We start from the raw sequence: 23,002 nt of genomic DNA, 5'->3' as shown, positions 1-23,002 counted from the left end.
AATATTTAAAGCGAAGTAATTAATGAAAATCTATTAGGAGGAAAATATGGACATTAATAAAATTATTGAAAGAGAAGCCGAAAAATATGACAGTTTTTATTTATATGATGAAAATATAATTGATGAGTATACCGGAAGACTAAAAAGAAATTTTCCAAAAGTGAAATTCTTGTATTCTGTAAAGTGCAACTCTAATCCATTAGTTGTAAAGAGTGTATTTTCAAGAGGATTTGGCGCTGATGCTGCAAGTTTAAATGAAGTCTTAATAGCGGAAGAAAATGGACTTTCAAAAGATGAAATTTATTATTCTGCTCCGGGGAAAAGTGAATATGATATAAGAGAAGCTGTTAAAAAGTCCACGATTATTGCGGATAGTATAGGTGAAATTAAAAAGCTTCAAAATATTGCTGAGAAAATGAATATAGTACTTGATATTGGTGTTAGGATTAATCCTGAATTTTCATTTGACAGTTTTGATGGTAAACCATCAAAATTCGGAATAGATGAAGAACAACTATTTGAATACATAAAAAACAATGAACTTAAAAATATAAATATTGTTGGAATTCATGTCCATATTAAGAGTCAAGAACTTAAAATTGAAAATTTGATTAGCTATTACGAAAAGATGTTTAATCTTGCAGAAAGATTTAGAAAAATATTAAATACGGATTTAAAATTTGTAAATATGGGTTCAGGAATAGGAATTCAATTTTCTCCAAAAGATAAACCGCTTGATATAGAGAGACTTGGAGAAGAATTTAATAGAAATTTGGAGATATTTTTAGAAGAATATCCGAATACAAAAGTATTTATAGAAGTTGGACGATATGCTACAGGAAAGAGCGGAAGATATATAACAAAAGTAATGGATAAAAAAACATCTTATGGGAAAACCTATGTTATTTTAAAAAATACTTTAAATGGATTTTTAAGACCGGCTGTGATAAAAATGGTAGAAAAATTTACAACGGAACCGGATTTAATTTGTTGGGAGCCGTTATTTACATGTAGTGATGCTTTTGAGATAAGACCGCTTAAAGATAGTTCACAGTTAGAAAAAGTAACACTTGTTGGAAATTTGTGTACGGCAACGGATGTGATATTGGAAGATGTAATTATGCCTAAGCTTGAATGTGAAGACTTGGTTGAAATTACAAATGCGGGAGCATATGCAGCGGTATTGTCTCCTATGCAATTTTCATCTCAGGAAAAACCGGCCGAATTGTTTTTGACAGTAGATGGAAGAATTTTAAAATAGTAAAATAAAGAGATAAAGAGAAATATAAAAAAACCACTTTTTAAATTTAAAAAGTGGTTTTTTAAATAAATTACTATACGCTAAGGGCAAAAGATACTCCCATATATGTAGCACACATCCAAAGTCCAAAAAAGAATGAAAATAAAAATCCATAACCAACACTTGATAGAATAGAAAATCTATGGTGTTTTTGATTTGAAATAAACATACGAACATCTCCTTATATATTTTATTATGTACTATAGTTTTAAATCACAACGGAAGTTATTATAATACAATTTTACAAATAAATAAAGGGCTTAAATCAAAAAATTTAAAGTTTTTAAAAAGGACAAAAGGCTAAAATTTCGTGTAATTTAAAGATAATAAAGTGCCTTGATAAAGTATAGATAGAATGAAAAGGTTTTTATTTGATATAATCTATTTAAAATTTCATTTAATGCAATATTGATATTGTTTAATATATAACTATTGTAAAAAACATTTAATATTTGCAAAATAATGGTATAATTAATTATATAATTGTTTTTTTATAAAAATTTATAATTGGGAGGTAATAATATGACAACTGATGCAATTTCAAAAATTAAAAATGTCGAGGACAGCTCTAAAGAAAGAATTATAAAAGCAGAAGCTGAAGCAAAAAAGATTTTGGAAGATGCTGTTAATAAATCTAAAATCAGATATGATGAAATTTTTGAAAAAGCCTGTAATGATAGAGATAAAATATTAGAAGAAGCTAAGCAAAAAGGACAAATTAATTCAAAGCCAATTATAAATGAAGCTGAAGAAAAATCTAATGAAATTTTAAATATATCCGAAAAAAAATTGTTGGATATAGCGGATTCTATAGTTGAGAGGATTGTGATGAATAATGGCAATAGTTAGAATGAGTAAATTCAGCCTATTTTCTTTTGATTCTGACAGGCAAAACCTTTTAAATGTATTGCAAAAATTTAAATATATTCATTTTAATACTCTTGCAAGTGATGATGAGGGCTTTTTAACAAAAATAGAAGCTAAGGAAGAATTACTAAGCCTTGATGAATCTATGAGCGCATGTAAGTGGAGCATAGATTTATTAAGCGGATTTTTAGAAAGAAGCGGAACTTTTGAAGAATTAAAGGCCGGAGTAAAAACATTTAATTTAAAGGAAATAGAAAATAGGGCAACAGCTTATAATTTTAAAGATAATTATAAATACATTTATGAATTGGTTGAAAAGAGGAATAGTTTAGAACAAGAAAATACAAATCTAAAGACAACAATAAACGATTTGAAACCATGGGAAAGTTTAAAGCTCAACATTAGAGAGATATTGGAATTTGAAAATACTGATGTAAGTATCGGAACTGTACCCAAAAAATATATAAATGAGTTTATAGAAGAAGCAGAATTGTCAGAGTTTGTGCATATTGAGCAAGTAAGTAAAAACAGCAGTTTTTCCTATATTATTTGCTTTTATGATAAATCAAGTAAGGATGAACTTTCTAAAATTATGCACAAGTACGGATTTTCAAGAGTTGAAATAAAAACTGACGGAAATGTATCTGATGCCATATCTAAATTGGAAAATACAATTTCTGAGAATAACAATAAAATTTTAGAAATTGAAAAAAAAGTTTTATTAAAAGTCGACTTACTTGAAGATTTTAAAATTTACTATGAGTATTTGAAGAATAAAAGACTGAAATTTGCTTCAAGCGAAAAATTTTTAAAAACTGAAAATGTGGACATAATTGAAGGATATCTTCCTACCAATAGAGAAAAAGAACTCATATCATTATTAGACGATACTCTTGGTAAAAATTATTACATTGAGATAGAAAAGGCGAGTGAAGATGATCCGAAGGTTCCGGTACAATTAGAAAATAATAATTTTGTAGAGCCGTTTGAATCTTTGACGACAATGTATTCAATCCCAAGATATAATGAAATAGATCCTACCCCGTTATTTGCTCCATTTTATTTTATATTTGCAGGGATAATGGTTGGAGATTTAGGATATGGGTTATTGCTATTTTTAGCAACATTTTTTGCACTTAAATTTTTCAATTTGGATAAAGTTAAGAGAAATTCTATTAAATTTTTTATGTATATTTCAATTTCAACAATGTTGTGGGGAATTGTATTCGGTTCATTTTTTGGAGATGCTATACCTATGAAATCACTCCTTAATCCGTCTGAAGACTATGTAGCTATGATACTTATGTCTTTAATATTTGGAGGAATTCACATATTTTTTGCACTGGGAATAAAGGCTTATATGAATATAAGAGATAAAAAACCGTTAGATGCACTATATGATGTCGGATTTTGGTATATGGCGGTAATGGGAGCTATAGTATGCATTGTGGCAAACGTACTAAAGTTAAAATCAGGAATATTTAATGCGGCAATGATCATAATGGTCCTTGGAATGATAGGAATAGTTTTAACCGGAGGAAGAACTGAAAAGACCATAGGAGCAAAACTTGGATGGGGAATTTATGCGTTGTATGGAATAACATCTTATTTTGGAGATTTTGTATCATATCTGAGACTTATGGCATTGTCATTAGCAGGTAGCTTTATAGCTATTGCAGTAAATATAATTGTTAGAATGTTGTTCCAAAATGGAATTTTAGGAATAATATTTGGAGCTCTGATATTTTTGATGTTTCAGTTATTCAATATGTTTTTGGCGTTTTTATCAGCTTATGTACATTCTGCAAGATTAACTTATGTAGAAATGTTTAATAAATTTTATGAGGGTGGAGGAGTACCATTTAAAAATATGGTAGCAGAATCTAACTACTTTAATATTGAGGAGGAATAATATGTATCAAGGATTTTTTGTAAACAATGGTGGAATTATGCTTGGAGCATTTGGAGTTGCAATAGCAGCACTTATGGCAGGTGCAGGTTCTGCAAAGGGAGTAGGAATTGCAGGGGAGGCTGCAGCGGGAGTTGTAATTGAAGAGCCTGAGAAGTTCGGTAAGTCATTAATTCTTCAGCTTCTTCCTGGAACTCAAGGATTATATGGTTTCGTAATAGGAATGCTTATACTTTTTAAATTAACTCCGCAATTAGATTTATATGAGGGATTTGTTTTACTTTGTGCTTCTCTTCCCGTAGGCCTTGTAGGATATTTTTCAGCAATAGCTCAAGGGAAAGTATCTGTTGCAGGTATTAATATTCTTGCGAAGAATGAAGAACAACAAGGAAAGGGAATTATTTTTGCAGTAATGGTTGAAATGTATGCAATTTTGGCATTTGCAATTTCATTTTTAATTATGATAAAGGTTCAATAAGGAGGCTTACAGTGTCAAACTTAGACAATTTGATTAATAAAATTGAAACCGACTCTGTAAAAAAATCTGAAGAAATCTTAAGTCAATCAAATCAAAAGGCATCTGAAATTATAAGTGAAAATGAAGAAAGAGCAAAGGCGGAAGCAAAAAAAATTATAGACAGAGCAAATAAAGACTCTGAAAAGATTTTAGACAAAGCCATTTCGGGAGCGGAATTAAAGGCAAGAGATATGGTTTTAGAAGCTAAACAAAAAATTGTAGATAGAGTTTTTGAAACGGTAATTGATAAATTGGAAAACTTATCAGATGAAGAATATATAACGTATGTAAAAAATTCTATTGCAAATGTCAAGCTGACTTCAAATTCAGTTCTAATTGTTCCGGAAAGATATAAGCAGGCAGTAAAAAATGCAGACTTTGGAATTGAGATTTCAGATGAGTCGGTAAAAAGTGGATTTGCACTTTTAATGGGGAATATTTTATACAATAATAAATTTGAAGATATAGTCGAAGTTAAAAGAAGCGATTTTGAAATGGAAGTTTTTGAAAAGCTATTTATCAGTTAGGAGGTAGAAATGGATAGAAATTTATTCATTCAACAATCTGCGATAGTTAGAGTTTTAGAAAAAAAACTTCTTAATAAAAGTGTTTTTGACAGAATGTCAGAATCAAGAAATCTTGAAGAAGCTCTTAGAATTTTGGGAGATTCAGTCTATCAAAGTTATATTTTAAAATTAAATAGAAATGAGGATTTTGAGGAGGCTCTAAAGAGCGAGCAGGAGGATGTCTATAAAAAAGCTTATAATTTAAGTCCTGATGACAGAATAGTAGATATTTTAGTTTTAAAATATCATTATCATAATATTAAAGTTTTTATAAAAGAAAATATTTTAGGCGAAGATTTTAGGCAATTATACATTGAATATGGAAATTTTGATGTTGAAAAAATTAAAAAGCAATTTTTAAATGAAAAAAATTCGTCCGGAGAATTTTATGAGGTTATAAAACTGTCAAAGGAAGAATATGAAAAGACTAAAGATCCTCAATGTATTGATATTATAGTAGATGAATTTTATTTTTCAAGACTTAAAGAATTGGTAAAAGACATTGATTCTGATTTGTTTTACAAATATATAGAAGATCTTATAGATTTTACAAATATAAACACATTGTTAAGATGCCAAAAACAGGAAAGAACTTTAGGATTTTTAAATAGAGTTCTGATTGATGGAGGTAGCATTAAAAAGAATGAGTTTTTTAGATATTTGAATAATAAAATTGACGAAGACAGTATGCTGTTTAAACCTACAAGGATATACAGGTATGTAAAACATGGTATTGAGGAGTATAATCAGACAAATTCACTACTAACTTTTGAAAAAGAGAAAGATAACTATTTTATAAATCTGATAAAAGATGTCAAAAGAATTACTTATGGACCTGAAGTTTTATTTGCATACTTGCTTGCAAAGGAAATGGAAATTAAGAACTTGAGAATTATAATGATATCAAAGATGAATGGACTGGATGCTTCTTTCATTAAGGAAAGGCTACGTGATAGTTATGTATAAAATTGCAGTTGTTGGAGATAAAGATTCTATTTTGGCATTTAAAGCTCTGGGAATAGATGTAGTGGTGGCATATGAAGAAGATGAAGCCAGACAAAAGGTTGATTTTCTTGCACAAAATGGCTATGGGATAATATTTATAACAGAGCAATTGGCTGAAAAGATAGAAGAAACAATAAAGAGATATAATAACAAAGTTACACCGGCTGTTATATTAATTCCGTCAAATAGGGGAACCTTAAATATAGGAATGAATAACATAAATAAATATGTTGAAAAAGCAGTCGGATCAAATATTTTATAAAGGAGGGGCTTTTTTGAAATCAGGAAGAGTAATTAAAGTTTCCGGACCATTAGTAGTAGCAAGCGGCATGGAAAATGCCAATGTGTATGACGTGGTAGAAGTATCTGAAAAAAAATTAATAGGCGAAATTATAGAAATGAGAGGCGATAAAGCTTCTATTCAAGTATATGAAGAAACAACCGGAATAGGACCGGGAGATGAAGTTGTATCTACCGGATATCCGCTGTCGGTTGAGCTTGGACCCGGACTTATAGAGCAGATGTTTGACGGAATACAAAGACCTCTTGAAGCTCTTAAAGATACTACGGGGGATTTCCTTGTAAAGGGAGCAGAAGTCCAAAAGCTAAATCGTGAAAAGAAGTGGGAATTTAAACCTACAGTTAATGTGGGAGATGAGGTATCAGAAGGAGATGTAATAGGCACAGTTGAAGAAACTCCTGTTGTACTTCATAAAATAATGGTTCCAATTGGAGTTAGCGGAAAGGTTTTAAAGATAAGTGAAGGAAAGCATACAGTAGATGAGATTATATGTGTGCTTGAGACTGAGAATGGTCAAAAAGAACTGAATATGATACAAAAATGGCCGGTAAGACGTGGACGTAAGGTTACAAAAAAAATAGACCCTACAACTCCGCTTGTTACAGGACAGAGAGTTATAGATACATTCTTTCCTATAACAAAAGGAGGAACGGCAGCGATTCCGGGACCATTTGGAAGTGGAAAGACAGTTGTTCAGCATCAGCTTGCAAAATGGGCGGATGCTCAAATAATTGTATATGTAGGCTGTGGAGAACGTGGAAATGAAATGACGGATGTACTTATGGAGTTTCCGGAACTGATAGATGCCGGTACAGGACAATCTCTTATGAAAAGAACAGTTCTTATAGCAAATACCTCTAATATGCCGGTAGCAGCACGTGAGGCATCTATATATACAGGAATTACAATTTCTGAATACTACAGAGATATGGGATATTCTGTTGCAATGATGGCGGATTCAACATCACGCTGGGCTGAAGCGCTTCGTGAAATGAGCGGACGTCTTGAAGAAATGCCGGGAGATGAAGGATATCCTGCATACCTTGCATCAAGAGTTGCGGAATTTTATGAAAGAGCAGGGCGTGTCATTTGTCTAGGTTCAGATAAAAGAGAAGGAGCACTTTCTGTAATAGGAGCTGTTTCTCCTCCGGGAGGAGATATTTCAGAGCCGGTAAGTCAATCTACTCTCAGAATAGTAAAAATATTTTGGAAACTTGATTATGACCTGTCATACAGAAGACATTTTCCTGCAATAAACTGGATAGATTCTTATTCACTGTATCAAGCAAAAATGGATAAATATTTCAATGAAAATGTAGATAGAGATTTTTCTAAGAATAGGATAAGAGCTATGACACTTTTACAAGAAGAAACAGGGCTTCAAGAAATAGTTAGACTTGTCGGCAGAGATTCACTTTCCGAATCAGATCAACTAAAACTTGAAATTACAAAATCAATTCGTGAAGATTTCTTGCAGCAAAATGCTTTTCATGACATCGACACATATTGTTCATTGGATAAGCAAAATAAAATGATGAAAGCAATATTAAAATTTTATGATTGTGCAATAGATGCACTTCAAAACGGAGTATATTTATCTGAAATATCACGTATGCCTATAAGAGAGAGGATAGCAAGAGCTAAAAACGTATCTGAATCGGAACTTGTTAAATTAGATGAATTAATTTTAGATATAGAAAGAGAAATGAAAGAACTGAGAATAGGAGGAACTATAAATGCTTAAAGAATATAAGTCGGTAACAGAAGTAGTAGGGCCTCTTATGGTAGTGGAAGGTGTAGAAGGAGTAAGCTATGAAGAGCTTGTAGATATAGAACTTCAAACAGGTGAGAAAAGACGTGGACGTGTAATCGAAATTGATGGGGACAAAGCCATGGTTCAAATTTTTGAAGGCTCAAGCGGAATCAATCTTCAAGAAACAAGTGTTAGATTTTTGGGAAGACCGCTTGAACTTGGGGTAAGTCCTGATATGATAGGAAGAGTATTTGACGGACTTGGACAGCCTATAGACGATGGTCCTCGAATCATTCCTAATGCAAAAATAGATATTAACGGCTCGCCGATAAATCCTGTAAGTAGAGACTATCCGTCAGAGTTTATTCAAACCGGAATTTCTACAATAGACGGTTTAAATACATTAGTAAGAGGACAAAAACTTCCGATATTTTCAGGTTCAGGCCTTCCACATAATAATGTAGCAGCTCAAATTGCAAGACAGGCTCAAGTAAGAGGCTCAAATGAAAAATTTGCGGTAGTATTTACAGCTATGGGAATTACATTTGAAGAAGCTCAGTTTTTTATTGATGACTTTAAAGAAACAGGTGCAATAGACAGAGCGGTATTGTTTATGAATTTGGCGGATGACCCTGCTATAGAAAGACTTGCTACTCCTAAAATGGCACTTACATGTGCAGAGTACTTGGCATTTGAACTTGGAATGCACGTGCTTGTAATAATGACAGATATGACAAATTATGCAGAGGCACTTCGTGAAATATCTGCAGCTCGTAAGGAAGTTCCGGGTCGTCGTGGATATCCGGGATATTTATACACGGATCTTGCAGGTATTTATGAAAGAGCCGGAAGAATTAAAGGAAGAAACGGTTCAATAACACAAATTCCTATATTGACAATGCCGGAAGATGATATAACACATCCGATACCGGACCTTACAGGATATATAACAGAAGGACAGATTATTTTATCAAGACAATTATATAAGCAGGGATTAGAACCACCTATAAATGCAATACCGTCATTGTCGCGTCTTAAAGATAAGGGTATCGGAAAAGGAAAGACAAGAGAAGATCATGCCGGTACGATGAACCAAATATACGCTGCATACACATCCGGAAAAGAAGCTAAAGAACTTTCAGTAATACTTGGAGATTCGGCGTTATCTGATGCAGATAAAGCATTTGCAAAATTTTCAGATGAATTTGAAAAGAGATATGTAAATCAGGGATATTATACAAACAGAGCAATAGAAGAAACTCTTGAATTAGGTTGGGAATTGCTTAGACTAATTCCAAGAGCGGAATTAAAGAGAATAAAGGACGAACTTCTTGATATATATCTTCAGAAAGATTGAGGTATATTATGACAAAATTAAACATCAATCCAACGAGAATGAATTTGTCTATGCTAAAGAAAAGACTTATAACTTCATCAAGAGGACATAAGCTTTTAAAAGATAAGCAAGACGAACTTATGAGGAGATTTATAGAAATAGTAAAAGAAAATAAAAGATTGAGAGAGGAAGTTGAAGCGGAACTTTCAAAATCATTTAAAGACTTTTTATTAGCATCTGCATTTATGAGCCCTGAGATGTTGGAAGCAGCAGTAACATTTCCTACACAAAAGACAAATCTTGAAATAACCACTAAAAATGTAATGAGTGTTGAAATCCCTCAGATGGAATTTAAGACAGAAAAATTGACAGAAGACGGTTCATTATATCCATATGGTTATGCACAGACAACAGCAGATCTTGATGAAGCAATAGACAAGCTGAGCTATGTAATGGATAAACTGCTTAGACTTGCACAACTTGAAAAATCAACTCAGCTCATGGCAGATGAAATAGAAAAGACAAGAAGAAGAGTAAATGCTCTTGAATACAAGACAATACCGGATTTAAAAGATACTATAAAATATATACTAGGTAAACTTGATGAAAATGAAAGAGCAAATATAACCAGATTGATGAAAGTTAAGGACATCATATCAAAAGAAGAAAGTAAGGAAACGAAAAGAGAAGTTGATGTAGAAACACTAACTGTATAAAAATTAAAATGCTACCCTGAAAGGGTAGCATTTTGTATGTATTCGGTCGGATTGAACTTGTGAGAGAAATTGTCAAATACATTGTTTACAATGTCTTAATACTAAAAGTAAGCGAATAACATTCTGAATTTCAATAAAAAATATGCTACTTTTTAAAGTAGCATATTTTTTATGTTATTAAATTATTTAAGTGCAGCTTTTAATTTTTTAGTAGAGTTAAGAAAAGCTGCAAGACAACATACTGCGAATAATATTCCTGCCGGATAAGCTATGCTTATTGGAAGTTTAAATCCTTCAGGTGCTATTAATATATAAGTTGATGTCACAGCAGACATAAATGTTGCCGGAATCATTGTAATGTAGTAGTTTTTCTTATTCTTTAGAAGATATGCACTTGCTGCCCATAAAGCTATCATAGCAAGAGTTTGGTTTGACCAAGAGAAATATCTCCAAATGATATTAAAGTCGATTTGAGATAATAAAGCTCCGACAATTAGAAGAGGAGCAGTAAGTAATAATCTTTTCTTGCCATCTTTTTGTCCGATATTAAACCAATCTGCAATTGTAAGTCTGGCACTTCTAAATGCAGTATCACCTGATGTTATAGGACAAGCTATTACACCGATCATTGCAAGAACTGAGCCTACAGGTCCAAGCAGCGTTTTACAAATTTCATATACAACACCATTTTGTGTAGATTCAGCCAATGCATTTGAAAGACCGCCTGTAGAACCATAGAATGCAACTCCGGCTGCCGCCCATATAAGCGCTATAATACCTTCTGCAACCATTGCACCGTAGAATACTTTTCTTCCATCTTTTTCAGTTTTAATACATCTTGCCATCATAGGAGATTGAGTTGCGTGGAAACCTGAGATTGCACCACAGGCAACTGTAATAAACATAAATGGCCAGATAGGAGTATTTTTAGGGTGAAGATTTGCAAGAGTCATTTCAGGAATATGATATCCCTTAATTAAAATTCCTCCACCTACGCCAATACACATTATAATTAGGCACAACCCGAAAATAGGATATAACTTTCCGATAACTTTATCAATCGGAAGAAGTGTTGCCAAGAAATAATATACAAGAATTATAATAAGCCAAACTTTAGCGTTTAATCCTGTATTAAGCATTGAAAGAAGCTTAGCAGGTCCTGTTGCAAATACGGTACCTACTAAAACCAATAATACGACAGAGAAAACTCTCATTACATTTTTCATTGTATCGCCAAGATAAATACCGGTAATTTCAGATATACTTGCTCCCTTGTGTCTGATAGAAATCATACCACACATAAAATCGTGAACAGCTCCTGCAAGTATTGTTCCAAATACTATCCATAAAAATACGGTGGGTCCCCATTGTGCTCCGGCTAATGCACCGAAAATAGGTCCAAGTCCTGCGATGTTAAGTAATTGAATTAAAAATACCTTTGGAGTACTCATCGGAACATAATCTATTCCATCTCCATGAGATAATGCAGGAGTAGGCTCATCGGTCGGTCCAAATATACCTTCTACAAATTTTCCGTAGATAAAATAACCTGCAATTAAAATAAATAGTGCGATAAAAAAAGTAATCATAATATACCCCCTCTTTATAAATACTTAGAAAACACTTTCTATAATAAATTATAGTACATTTATTATCTGCCGACAATAATAAAGTGATAAAATATTAAATTATAGTAAATTTGATTATAAACCTTTAAAGTTATAAACATTTAATAATATAAAAAGTATTTAATTAAACAAGTTTTAAAGTATGCGAAATATACTTATGATAAGTTATTTGAATTCTAAAACAATAAAATTAACTGTCGTATGTAAACATTTGTTATTGTTAAAGTTATATAAAAAGATTGCTCTGAAAATCAGAGCAATTAAGAATTTTTTATAATATCTTTCAGTTTAGTCTTATCTATGATATAAACACCAAGCTGTGTAATAATAATCATAGTGAAAAAAATAGTTGCTATATTTGTAATTATAAATCCAAAAGCATCAGATTTTGCAATTTCTCCAATACTTAAATAATAAATTTCGGAGGAAACAACAACTGCCGATACGATGGAGTAAACAAGTCCGTTTACATATGGATTTTTTATAAATTTACTTATAGTATAAGTAATAACAGCACATACTCCGCCGACAACCATGTCAATAGCTCCAAATGGCGATGCGAAATTTGCAAGTATTCCGCCAAGCACAAGTGCCGGTACATACTTTCTATTAAAAAATGGAATTAATGCAAAAACTTCTCCTATTCTAAATTGAAGTGCGCCAAAGCCAATCGGATTAATACTTATAAATATGATGTATATTGCCATCACAATAGCATTCTTAGTAAGATCCTTTAAGTTCATAATATTCTCCTTTAAATAAAATAACTCTATTGAGTTTTCTTATTTAAGCTTTGCCACCACTTAGACCAAAGTGCCACTTAAATAACAGGTCTATAATTTTTTCATATCATCTCCTAAATAAAAGTGGAGCTAACGGCGGGGATCGAACCCGCGACCTCTACATTACCAATGTAGTGCTCTACCTACTGAGCTACGATAGCAATTAAAATTTATGCACATATATAATAACATATCAATCTGTTTTTTGTAACTATTTTTATAAATTATATTTTACGGTGCATAAAAAATTAAGACTTAAAGATAGCGATATTATAAATTCTAAGTTTATGTTTTTTTAATAAATAAGCATGAGTTTAGAATTTATAATATTGCATCTAAAAGTCTTAATTCTATATATTAAATTTTCATATAATCGCATTAAATAGGTCCATAGTGGATAACTGTTGCAACCATTAATATTAGTGAACAAGCTACATACCACATTAATAAAAGTTTCCAAATCCACTTCATCCATTTTCCATATACTATACCACCGATAGCAAGGGCAGCCATTAAATCACCTGAAGTAGGTGTTATAAGATTTGTAATACCATCTCCAAATTGGAATGCCATTACTGCAGTTTGTCTTGTAAGGCCAATAACATCAGCAAGCGGAGTCATTATAGGCATACTTACAACGGCTTGTCCTGTACCTGAAGGAATAAATACATTTATAAATGATTGGAATAGGAACATTCCTACAGCACTTATTTGTAAAGGAAGATCGAAAACTAATTTTGAGAATGAATGAACTATTACATCAAGAATATTTCCGTCTTGCATTATTACGGTTATTGCACGAGCAAAACCTACACAAAGTCCTGCATATAGTAAGTTTCCGGCGCCTTTTACAAAATTATCTACAGTTTCGTTTAAAGATAATCCGCCGACCAAACCGCAGATTATTGCAACAGCCATGAATATAGCGGCAATTTCACCTAAATAGAATTCATATACTAAAACACCGTAAACTAGAGCAATAAGACCTAATAAGAATACAAGTAGTGATAATTTTTGTTTTGATGTGAAATTAAATTCGCCTTCCAATAATTCGTTTTCTCTAAAAGGACTCTTTAAATCGCTTTCATAAACTAAGCTTGATTGAGGATTTTTGTGAATTTTGCCTGCGTATATGTATACGTAAGATACAGTTATGATAAGTAAAATTGCAAAAGATACTATTCTTAGTCCCATACCGCTAAATAGAGGAACTTCAGCTATATTTTGAGCAGTTGCAACAGTAAAAGGATTTAAAATTGCACCCATATATCCTATTCCTACACCGCACATTCCAAGAGCAACTCCTGTAATGGAGTCAAATCCCAAGGCAAGACACAGCGTTATTTGCAGTGGAAGAAAAGCTAAACATTCTTCAAAATTTCCTACTATAGCTCCGCCAAGTCCCCAGAAAGTAAGTACGATAGGAATTACAAGCCTTTCACGACCTTTTAATCTCATAAGAGCTACTTGTAGTAGAGAGTCAAGAGCACCTGTTCCCTTTAATACTCCAAAAGTTCCACCTATTATGAATAAAAAGTTTATAATTTCAGCAGATTCATTAAGACCTCTTGGGATTGATTGCAGAACTCCCCAAAGAGATACAGGATTTTTATCTATAGCATGATAGCTTGTAGGATCTACTATTTCTATTTCGGTGATAGGATTTAAGACTCTTGTATATTCACCTGTTGGAAGTACATAAGTTGCAAAGGATACAACTATTAGTAAAATTACAATTAATACTAAGGCGTCAGGAAATTTGAACTTTTTTTGTTTTTTTGTTTTTTCCATTAATATTTCTCCTTTCGATATTAAATTGGGTTGATATATAATCGCGATTATATTATAATCATAGTTGGATAATTTGATATTGTCAAGTGTTTTATGGGGGTGAGATATGAAAAATTTAAAAGAAAAGCGAATGATGACATACTATATAAATGCGACCAGAGAAATAATTGATGAATTTGGTTTTGAAGAGGTAAGTATTAGAAAAATAGCTGATAAATCGGGTTATAACAGTGCAACTTTGTATAATTATTTTAAGAATTTAGAAGTACTTTTAATATATGCTTCAATAGGATATTTGGAAGATTATATAATAGAATTAAGATCTAGACTTAAAGAAGTTAAAACACCAAAAGAGAAATATATAATGGTGTATAAAGTTTTTAATGAGTTTTCATTTAAAAATCCTGACATATATTTTAATATGTTTTATGGTAATCAATCAAAATATCTTCCGGAAATAATAAAGGATTATTATGAAATATTCCCTGAGGAACTTGGAAGTAATGCAGATGAAGATATAAATGATATGTTAAGAGAAGGAAATATATTTCAGCGTGATTTCAAGGTTACAAAATCATTTTTAAAAGAAAATCTTTTAAAAGAAGATGATATTGCTTTTTTGGTTAGTGTTGTTGTAAGAGTTCATGCAACTTATTTGTATGAAGTAATTTATGATAAGGAGATAGAAGTGGAAAAACATTCCGAGAAGTTTTTGGTGTTTATGGAAAAGATGATAGATAGCTTGATGAAAGGACGTGTAAAATGAACGAGATATTAAACAATTTTGACAAGATAAGTAAAATTCCGAGAAAAAGTCATAGTGAAGAAAAGATAAGAGATTACATGTATGATTGGGCAAAGGAAAGAGGAATATACGTAGAAAAAGACGATTATAGAAATATATTCATGAGAAAGAGTGCGTCTAAAGGTTATGAAAATTATCCTGCAATTGCACTTCAAGCTCATATGGATATGGTATGTGAAAAAGCTGAAGGGGTAGTACATAATTTTGCTGAAGATGCAATAAAATATTATATAGACGGAGACATAGTATCTACAAGAGGAACAACTACTCTCGGTGGAGATAACGGACTTGGAGTCAGTGCAATAATGGCTATTTTTGAAGATAATACTTTAGAACATCCTGAAATAGAAGCAATACTTACAAGTTCGGAAGAAGAAGATTTTTATGGTGCGGAGAATTTTGATGCAAGTAAACTTAACTGCAAATATCTTATAAATTTAGATCATTGCAATGAAAATGAAATACTTTGCGCTTCTGCCGGCGGAGTTGTTTTTACTGCTTATAAAAACATAGATTTTGTAGACGTGGGAGAAATGTATGTGCCTTATGAAATTAAAATTTCAGGTCTTAAAGGCGGACATTCGGGAGAAGATATTCATAGAGGAAGAGGAAACAGTAGTATATTGTTATTCAGATTTTTGAATTATATATCGGATTTAGATTTTTATTTAAACTCCGTAAAAGGTGGAAGTTACAGATTAGCTATTCCAAGGGACAGTAAAGTTGTTGTAATGCTGAATAAAGATCAATATAGTACTCTCCTTGAAAAATTGAATGAGTTTAATATTCTAATATCTGAAGAATTTCAAAAATATAAAGGAAAAATAAAGATTGAAGTTGATCCTATAGAAATCGAAGATAAAAAATGTATGTCAAAAGAGATGTTTTCAAATATTTTAGATTATATTTTAGTAAGTCCTGTAGATGTACAAATTATGAGTAATGTCTTTGAAAATATGGTAGATTGTTCTTGTAATTTAGGAGAAATTTATATTGAAGATTCAAAGATTATTTTGATTTCAGATATAAGAGCAAGCTTTAATTCTCAAAAAGAGTTTATTTTAGAAAAACTTAAGAAACTTACAAAAGCCTTCGGTTTAGAATATGAAATTTGGGGAGATTATTTTAATTGGAAATTCAAATCTGATTCTAAGTTAAGAGAACTTGTAAAGAAGGTATATGCAGAAAAAGGAATTGAAAATATAAAAGAATTATCAGTTCATGCAGGTCTTGAATGCGGATTTTTCATTAATAAAAAACCGGAGCTTGATGTAGTTTCAATAGGACCAAATTCTTGGAATTTTCACTCGCCGAAAGAAGCGTTCAGTATAAAATCGACAAATACATTTTATAATTGTTTAGTTGAGATATTAAAACAGGCAAAATTTTAAAAATTTATAAAATAAAAAGAGTTGATTAAAATATAAGAGCTTGGTGAACGGTATTTATACTGTTCTCCAAGCTTTTTTATTTGAAAAATTTAAAATAATTTATTTCGTATAAACTATATTTATCAATATTATGTTATATCAGCACAAATATAGGATAAGAATTATTTATGAAAGTTCATATATATTAGAAATTATAGTATAATTAAATAGAAAGGAGTGCTTATTTTTGAATAGGGAAAATAAAATGGGATATAAACCTATGGGAAAGCTTTTAATAGAGATGTCGTTGCCGATAATGCTTTCTATGTTTATACAAGCGCTATATAATATAGTAGATTCACGATTTGTGTCACAAATCAATGAAAATGCCTTTACTGCAGTATCTATCGCATTGCCGATACAAAATTTAATGATAGGTGTCGGTGTTGGAGCGGGGGTTGGAGTTAATGCTCTATTATCACGTTCACTTGGAGAAAAGAATAACAGACAGGCTAATCTTGCAGCAGAAAACGGATTTTTTCTCTGCATAATTCACTCTATTGTATTTGTTTTATTTGGACTTTTTTTATCAAGAATTTATTATTCTATGCAGACGACTAATATTGAAGTAATTAATTATGGCTCAGAGTATATTTCTATTTGTACTATTTTTTCGATAGGTATATTTACTCAAATTATGACAGAAAGAATTTTGCAATCAACAGGAAGAACTATAATTGCAATGATAAGTCAAACTATCGGAGCGGTTATAAATATAATTTTGGATCCCATATTTATTTTCGGACTTTTTAATGTTCCTGCATTAGGAGTAAAAGGAGCGGCAATTGCAACTGTATTAGGACAAGTTTTAGGAGCGATAATTGCATTTACGTTAAATTATAAATATAATGCGGATGTAGAAATAAAAAGAATATTTCCCGATATTAATACTATAAGAAAAATATATATTATCGGAGTTCCGAGTATGATATTAATAGCAATAGGAAGTGTAGCTATTTATCTTTTAAATGGAATACTTGATAGATTTTCTACAACGGCAGTTGCAGCACTTGGTGCATATTTTAAGGTTCAAAGTTTTATATTTATGCCTATTTTTGGGCTTACTAACGGGATGGTACCTGTTCTTGCATATAACTACGGAGCGGGAAATTCTGAAAGAGCAAAAAAAGTTGTGGATTTAAGTTTAAAATCGGGAATACTATTTATGACATTCGGATTTTTAATATTCCAAATATTTCCAAAGCAACTTCTTGGAATATTTAATGCTTCAGATAAGCTTATTGAAATAGGAATTCCAATGCTTAGAATTATTTCAACCGCATTTATGATGGCGGGATATAATATTGTAAGTGGCTCTACTTTTCAGGCACTTGGAAATGGGATGTTATCACTTATGTCATCAGTGGTAAGGCAACTTTTGGTTCTTTTACCCGTTGCATATATTTTTGCTGCAATGGGAAACTTGACATTAGTATGGTGTAGCTATCCAATAGCTGAAATTGCAGATTTTCTATTTTGTAAATACTATTTGAAGAATTTTGCAATAAATAAAATAGAATCTTTGAATTATTAAAAATTCAAGTACAATGCTAAAAAATTCTTTAATATTGATTTTAGGCGTTCTTTATTGTATCATTAAGGTAACTATAAAAATTTAGGGAGGATATTCATGGCAAAAGCAAAATTTGAAAGAACAAAACCGCACGTAAACATTGGAACAATAGGACACGTAGACCACGGTAAAACAACATTAACAGCAGCAATAACATTAGTATTAAGCAAAAAATTCGGTGGCGGAGAATTCGTAGACTACGCACACATAGACAAAGCACCGGAAGAAAGAGAAAGAGGAATCACAATCTCAACATCACACGTAGAATACGAAACAGCAAACAGACACTACGCACACGTAGACTGTCCGGGACACGCCGACTACGTAAAGAACATGATAACAGGAGCAGCTCAAATGGACGGAGCAATCCTAGTATGTTCAGCAGCAGACGGTCCAATGCCACAAACAAGAGAACACATACTACTAGCAAGACAAGTAGGCGTACCACAAATCGTAGTATTCCTAAACAAAGAAGACCAAGTAGACGATCCGGAACTAATAGAATTAGTAGAAATGGAAGTAAGAGACCTATTAAACGAATACGACTTTGACGGAGACAACACACCAATCGTAGTAGGATCAGCATTAAAAGCATTAGAAGATCCGGACGGAGAATGGGGAGAAAAAGTACTAAAACTAATGGAAGAAGTAGACAGATACATTCCGGAACCGGCAAGAGACGTAGACCATCCATTCCTAATGCCGGTAGAAGACGTATTCTCAATCACAGGAAGAGGAACAGTAGCAACAGGAAGAGTAGAAAGAGGAACAGTAAAAGTAGGAGACAACGTAGAACTAGTAGGCCTAACAGAAGAAAAGAGAACAGTAGTAGTAACCGGAGTAGAAATGTTCAAAAAACAACTAGACCAAGCACAAGCAGGAGATAACATCGGAGCACTACTAAGAGGAGTACAAAGAACAGAAATCGAAAGAGGACAAGTATTAGCAGCACCAAACTCAATACATCCACACACAAAATTCGAAGCCGAAGTATACGTACTATCAAAAGAAGAAGGTGGAAGACACACACCATTCTTTAACGGATACAGACCACAATTCTACTTCAGAACAACAGACGTAACAGGAGATATCCAATTGGCAGAAGGAGTAGAAATGGTAATGCCAGGAGATAACTCAACATTTACAGTAACTCTAATCACACCAATCGCAATGGACGAAGGATTAAGATTTGCGATAAGAGAAGGTGGAAGAACAGTAGCATCAGGAGTAGTATCAAAAATAATTGAATAATATAAAATAAAAATACCTCGAGAAATCGAGGTATTTTTTATGTTATGGATATTAATTCATTTTATATTTAAGTAAGATAATAACTTTTACATCATTCTTATTTATAAATTACTATTTCTTATATTTTCTGTCTCTTTCTATTTCAAAAAGCATATCTCTGCCTGATAACAGTTTTTTTATATTTTTAACATCAAGGATAATTATAGAGCGTTTTAAAAGCTCTTGTTTTGCTTTTTCTGTAAGGAGAGATGTATTTATTACAAGTACGGGTTGAACATTTTTATATACATCTTTAAATAATTCTAATATATACCTGACATCACGTTCATTTATATATTTTTTCTTTTTATATTTTTTTATTTCAACGGCATATTTTCTGTCGGCTCTTCTTGCAAACAAATCAAATTTATCATACAGTTCATTATTGTCTTCATAGTATTTTACTTCATATCCACAAGTTTCAAGAGCTGTTTTTACAAGTCTTTCTTCAGTTAGTTCGGTGTCTAAATTTTTTAGTGCATACAGTAAATTTGACGGTTTTATCTTAAAAATAGCCTTACATTCTTCGCGTTTTCCTGTTACAAATTTATAGTCAAATCCGATGAGCAAATTTTCTACAATTGTAAAGTAACCATGAGCTATTGAGTTTCTGATATGTCGAAGTAGTGAACCCGTTTTAGTTTCATCAGAGCTTTTAGTTAAAATCAATTTTTGATAATTTGGGCATATTTCATACTTATAAAAGTTTTCTGTATAAAAATCAATTTGCTCGGTAAACAGTACATCTTCATCTCTAAGGTGCATGTATTTCATAATTTCTTCAAATGTAAAATCATCATATAAAAAATTTGATACAAGCTCATTTTCTCTTGATTGTATTGAAGCTATATCGGGGACATACCAAAGGAGGTATTCTATTGCTTCGATAAGTTCCTTACTCATTTTAATGGGAATATTTTTATGTAGTATATCATAAGGTATTTTATTTTTTGATTTTTCAAATTCAAACATCTGAGTTAGCATATTAAAAATTCCTCCTATGATATTATTGTAGCTTTATAGATTGGTTTTGTAAAGTAAAGTATGATAAGACTATATTACAATGAATAAATAATTACATATTGCAAAGTATGATATAATAATCTTGGTGATATTCATGTTAAAACTTGATTTAAGTCTAATACAAAAATTAAATTTGACAACTGAATTAATACAGTCAATTGAGCTTATGGAATTAAATTCGATTGAACTTGAATCTTTTTTAGAGCGTGAAAGCGAAGAAAATGTTTTGATAGATTATGAATCTAAAATTGAAGATGAAAGTTTTAGAAACTATTTGAAAAAACTCAGGGAAAATAAGTCTGTAAAATTTTACAGAGATGATGAAGATGTAAAGCCTGAAGATTATACAAAAGCTCCTGTTATTTTAAGTGATGTTTTAATAGAGCAGCTTGGAATGATAAATTTAAGTAAGTCGGAGTATCAAATAGGTAAGTTTTTAATAGAAAATATTGGTGATGACGGATATCTTGATGTTGATATTCAAGAGGCGGCAAAAATATTAAAAACTGAGGTGCATGATGTATTTTACGTTTTAAGAAAAATTTGGGAGTTTGAACCTAAGGGAGTAGGTGCAAGAAATTTAAAGGAATGTCTTTTGATGCAGATAGATGCACATGATACCATTTTGAAAAATATCATAGAATATCATTTGGAGGATATTTATAAAAACAGATTACCAAGCATTGCCAAAAGTCAAGGCATAAGTTTAGCTGAATTAAATGAATATATAGAAAAAATAAAAAAATTGAATCCGAAACCGGGAAGAGGATATGCTGCAAATAAATTGCCGACAGTATATTTGAAACCCGAAATTTTTGTAAATACTGATACAGAAAATATTGAAATTGAAATTGATGAGCAAGTTTCAAACATACAAGTCAATAAATTTTATCTTGATATGCTTGAGTCCGATATTGATGAAGAAACTAAAAAATATTTAAAGCAAAAACTTACAAGGACTCTATTTTTAATAGATGCTCTTGAAAAGAGAAGAAATACAATTAAAAGAGTTGTAACTGAAATTGTAAAGTATCAAAGAAATTTTTTCATACATGGATTTTCCCTCGAACCGATGACCTTAAGTGATATTGCAAACGCACTTAATATATCAGAGTCAACAGTTTCAAGAGCGACTAAAAATAAATATTTAGAATGTAGTTTTGGCGTTTTCCCGTTGAAGTATTTTTTTACAAAACCATTGAAGTTTTCGACAGGAAAAGTTTCAAGAGATTATATAATGAAAAAAATAGAAGATATCATTTTAAATGAAGATTCTAAAAATCCGCTATCAGATAAAGCGATAACTGATATGTTAAATAAAACGGGAATAGAGATTAAGAGAAGAACAGTTGCAAAGTACAGAGATGAGCTTAAAATAGCACCTGCATCAAACAGAAGGAGATATGATGAGTAAGAAAAGAAAGCGAAGGAAGGGAAACACGGGGTTTTTCTTCTTTAGCGGTTTTATATTTATAGTACTTGTATTTTTAGTTATATCTAAGCGGGAAAATAAAATTGATGAAAAGCTTGTATATATTGAAGAGACAAAGTATCCTGCAATTCAAACCGCAAAAAAATACAATCTGTTTGCAAGTGTAATACTTGCCCAGTCTGCTCTTGAAAGCAATTTTGGGAATTCGGAACTGAGTAAAAAATATAATAATTACTTTGGAATTAAAGCAACATCTAAATCCGATTATGTGGAAATGAATACATCAGAATTTTATGACGATGAAGAAAAAATATTGAAACAGTCTTTTAGAGTGTACAAATCAAAATCGGAAAGTTTTAAAGATTATGGAACTTTGATTTCAAAGGCCGGCAGATATGAAAAGGTCAGAGATGCACAAAATCCTTATGATGCGGCAAAAGCATTACAAAAATCGGGATATGCAACAGATCCTTCATATGCTGAAAAAATAATTTCAATAATTGAGAAATACAATCTGGAAGAGTTGGATGGAGAAATCATAGATTAAAATGTGAAAAACAGATGAAATTTTCAGAAAAACATTTGCATTAGTATAAAGGTACTTTAAATTCTCTAAGATAGTGCTATTATATGTACATGTTGAAAGAAGGGATGAGATGAAAGAAACTATTGAGAGCATAATTGATATAGATAACAGAACTGAAGAATTGGTTAAACAAACTGATCTTGAGGAAGAAAGATTAAGAGAAGAACTCAGAAAAAAACTTACTGATATGGAAAGTAAAGCTAATAATGAAGCAAAGATAAAAGCACAGGAAATATTTGACAAGATTATTAGCGAAGCCGGATTGGAAGTTGAAAGGCGAAAGCTTGAAAATAGTAAAAGACTGAAAAAAATAGATGAAAATTATGAAAATAATAAAGACTATTTGATAGAAAAAGCATTTGATAAAATTATTTTAAGTAAGGATGATTGAT

General features: G+C 31.4%; 22 protein-coding genes and 1 tRNA gene. 17 read left to right on the top strand and 6 right to left on the bottom strand.

Going from position 1 to position 23,002, the window contains the following annotated elements; all coding sequences use genetic code 11:
• The first annotated feature begins 46 nt into the window (after positions 1–46).
• The gene (locus M915_RS06120; RefSeq protein ID WP_036730393.1) at positions 47–1,261 is read left to right on the top strand and encodes a diaminopimelate decarboxylase family protein; all 1,215 of its coding nucleotides are present in this window, start codon (positions 47–49) and stop codon (positions 1,259–1,261) included.
• 73 nt (positions 1,262–1,334) lie between these two features.
• On the opposite strand, the gene M915_RS07605 is transcribed toward M915_RS06120, so the two are convergent.
• Positions 1,335–1,469 (bottom strand): hypothetical protein, encoded by a 135-nt coding sequence (locus M915_RS07605; RefSeq protein WP_255263792.1) that lies wholly within the window; start codon positions 1,467–1,469, stop codon positions 1,335–1,337.
• Between the two features lie 353 nt (positions 1,470–1,822).
• Between M915_RS07605 and M915_RS06115 the strand changes: the two genes are divergently transcribed.
• Genes M915_RS06115 through M915_RS06075 form a run of 9 tightly spaced genes read left to right on the top strand, consistent with a single transcriptional unit; the run spans position 1,823 to position 10,270 of the window.
• Positions 1,823–2,149 (top strand): V-type sodium ATP synthase subunit G, encoded by a 327-nt coding sequence (locus tag M915_RS06115; RefSeq protein ID WP_009221577.1) that lies wholly within the window; start codon positions 1,823–1,825, stop codon positions 2,147–2,149.
• Entirely contained in the window at positions 2,136–4,079 is a 1,944-nt protein-coding gene (locus M915_RS06110) for a V-type ATP synthase subunit I (RefSeq protein WP_036730391.1), read from the top strand. The genes M915_RS06115 and M915_RS06110 overlap by 14 nt, the downstream gene beginning before the upstream one ends.
• 1 nt (position 4,080) lies before the next feature.
• Complete coding sequence (locus tag M915_RS06105) at positions 4,081–4,554, top strand: V-type ATP synthase subunit K (RefSeq protein ID WP_009221575.1); 474 nt, start codon at positions 4,081–4,083, stop codon at positions 4,552–4,554.
• A gap of 11 nt (positions 4,555–4,565) precedes the next feature.
• The gene (locus M915_RS06100; protein ID WP_036730389.1) at positions 4,566–5,120 is read left to right on the top strand and encodes a V-type ATP synthase subunit E; all 555 of its coding nucleotides are present in this window, start codon (positions 4,566–4,568) and stop codon (positions 5,118–5,120) included.
• A gap of 9 nt (positions 5,121–5,129) precedes the next feature.
• Positions 5,130–6,125, top strand: a complete 996-nt coding sequence (locus M915_RS06095) for a V-type ATP synthase subunit C (protein ID WP_036730386.1) — start codon at positions 5,130–5,132, stop codon at positions 6,123–6,125.
• Positions 6,118–6,426: a V-type ATP synthase subunit F gene (locus M915_RS06090; RefSeq protein ID WP_009221572.1), complete on the top strand. Its 309-nt coding sequence runs from the start codon at positions 6,118–6,120 to the stop codon at positions 6,424–6,426. Before M915_RS06095 ends, M915_RS06090 begins: the two co-directional genes overlap by 8 nt.
• 13 nt (positions 6,427–6,439) lie before the next feature.
• On the top strand, positions 6,440–8,209 hold the full coding sequence (locus tag M915_RS06085) for a V-type ATP synthase subunit A (protein WP_036730718.1): 1,770 nt from the start codon (positions 6,440–6,442) through the stop codon (positions 8,207–8,209).
• Positions 8,202–9,575: a V-type ATP synthase subunit B gene (locus tag M915_RS06080; RefSeq protein WP_036730384.1), complete on the top strand. Its 1,374-nt coding sequence runs from the start codon at positions 8,202–8,204 to the stop codon at positions 9,573–9,575. Before M915_RS06085 ends, M915_RS06080 begins: the two co-directional genes overlap by 8 nt.
• Positions 9,576–9,583: 8 nt before the next feature.
• Positions 9,584–10,270: a V-type ATP synthase subunit D gene (locus M915_RS06075; RefSeq protein ID WP_036730381.1), complete on the top strand. Its 687-nt coding sequence runs from the start codon at positions 9,584–9,586 to the stop codon at positions 10,268–10,270.
• Between the two features lie 182 nt (positions 10,271–10,452).
• Here the strand turns inward: M915_RS06075 and M915_RS06070 are convergent, their stop codons facing one another.
• The 4 genes from M915_RS06070 to M915_RS06055 all read right to left on the bottom strand — a co-directional run bounded on the left by M915_RS06070 (position 10,453) and on the right by M915_RS06055 (position 14,471).
• Positions 10,453–11,859, bottom strand: coding sequence for a carbon starvation CstA family protein (locus M915_RS06070; protein WP_036730380.1), 1,407 nt, complete (start codon positions 11,857–11,859; stop codon positions 10,453–10,455).
• 299 nt (positions 11,860–12,158) lie between these two features.
• Positions 12,159–12,641 carry a QueT transporter family protein gene (locus M915_RS06065; protein ID WP_009221566.1) on the bottom strand — a complete coding sequence of 161 codons (483 nt, stop codon included), beginning with the start codon at positions 12,639–12,641 and terminating at the stop codon, positions 12,159–12,161.
• Between the two features lie 124 nt (positions 12,642–12,765).
• A tRNA-Thr gene (locus tag M915_RS06060) sits at positions 12,766–12,841 on the bottom strand.
• A gap of 217 nt (positions 12,842–13,058) precedes the next feature.
• A complete protein-coding gene (locus M915_RS06055; protein WP_036730377.1) occupies positions 13,059–14,471 on the bottom strand; it encodes a YfcC family protein in 1,413 nt (470 codons plus the stop codon).
• A gap of 106 nt (positions 14,472–14,577) precedes the next feature.
• Here M915_RS06055 and M915_RS06050 point away from each other — a divergent pair, with 106 nt between their 5' ends.
• From M915_RS06050 to tuf, 4 genes are all read left to right on the top strand, one after another.
• Positions 14,578–15,237 carry a TetR/AcrR family transcriptional regulator gene (locus M915_RS06050; protein ID WP_036730376.1) on the top strand — a complete coding sequence of 220 codons (660 nt, stop codon included), beginning with the start codon at positions 14,578–14,580 and terminating at the stop codon, positions 15,235–15,237.
• Positions 15,234–16,667 (top strand): beta-Ala-His dipeptidase, encoded by a 1,434-nt coding sequence (pepD, locus tag M915_RS06045; RefSeq protein WP_036730374.1) that lies wholly within the window; start codon positions 15,234–15,236, stop codon positions 16,665–16,667. Before M915_RS06050 ends, pepD begins: the two co-directional genes overlap by 4 nt.
• A gap of 226 nt (positions 16,668–16,893) precedes the next feature.
• A complete protein-coding gene (locus M915_RS06040; protein ID WP_200860593.1) occupies positions 16,894–18,240 on the top strand; it encodes an MATE family efflux transporter in 1,347 nt (448 codons plus the stop codon).
• 96 nt (positions 18,241–18,336) lie between these two features.
• Positions 18,337–19,530 (top strand): elongation factor Tu, encoded by a 1,194-nt coding sequence (gene tuf, locus M915_RS06035; protein ID WP_036729400.1) that lies wholly within the window; start codon positions 18,337–18,339, stop codon positions 19,528–19,530.
• A 111-nt stretch (positions 19,531–19,641) separates the two neighbouring features.
• Here the strand turns inward: tuf and M915_RS06030 are convergent, their stop codons facing one another.
• Entirely contained in the window at positions 19,642–20,553 is a 912-nt protein-coding gene (locus tag M915_RS06030; RefSeq protein WP_036730372.1) for a restriction endonuclease, read from the bottom strand.
• A gap of 133 nt (positions 20,554–20,686) precedes the next feature.
• Here M915_RS06030 and rpoN point away from each other — a divergent pair, with 133 nt between their 5' ends.
• The 3 genes from rpoN (at position 20,687) to M915_RS06015 (ending at position 23,001) form a co-directional block, all read left to right on the top strand.
• Positions 20,687–22,006: an RNA polymerase factor sigma-54 gene (gene rpoN, locus M915_RS06025; RefSeq protein WP_036730370.1), complete on the top strand. Its 1,320-nt coding sequence runs from the start codon at positions 20,687–20,689 to the stop codon at positions 22,004–22,006.
• Complete coding sequence (locus M915_RS06020) at positions 21,999–22,571, top strand: glycoside hydrolase family 73 protein (RefSeq protein ID WP_235043771.1); 573 nt, start codon at positions 21,999–22,001, stop codon at positions 22,569–22,571. Before rpoN ends, M915_RS06020 begins: the two co-directional genes overlap by 8 nt.
• A 109-nt stretch (positions 22,572–22,680) precedes the next feature.
• Entirely contained in the window at positions 22,681–23,001 is a 321-nt protein-coding gene (locus tag M915_RS06015; RefSeq protein WP_036730366.1) for a hypothetical protein, read from the top strand.
• The last annotated feature ends 1 nt before the right edge of the window (position 23,002 follow it).

The sequence above is a fragment of the Peptoniphilus mikwangii genome (genome assembly GCF_000468535.1).
GTDB lineage: Bacteria > Bacillota > Clostridia > Tissierellales > Peptoniphilaceae > Anaerosphaera > Anaerosphaera mikwangii.
The sequence above is the reverse complement of the archived record's forward strand: the minus strand, read 5'-3'. Positions and strand labels throughout refer to the sequence as shown.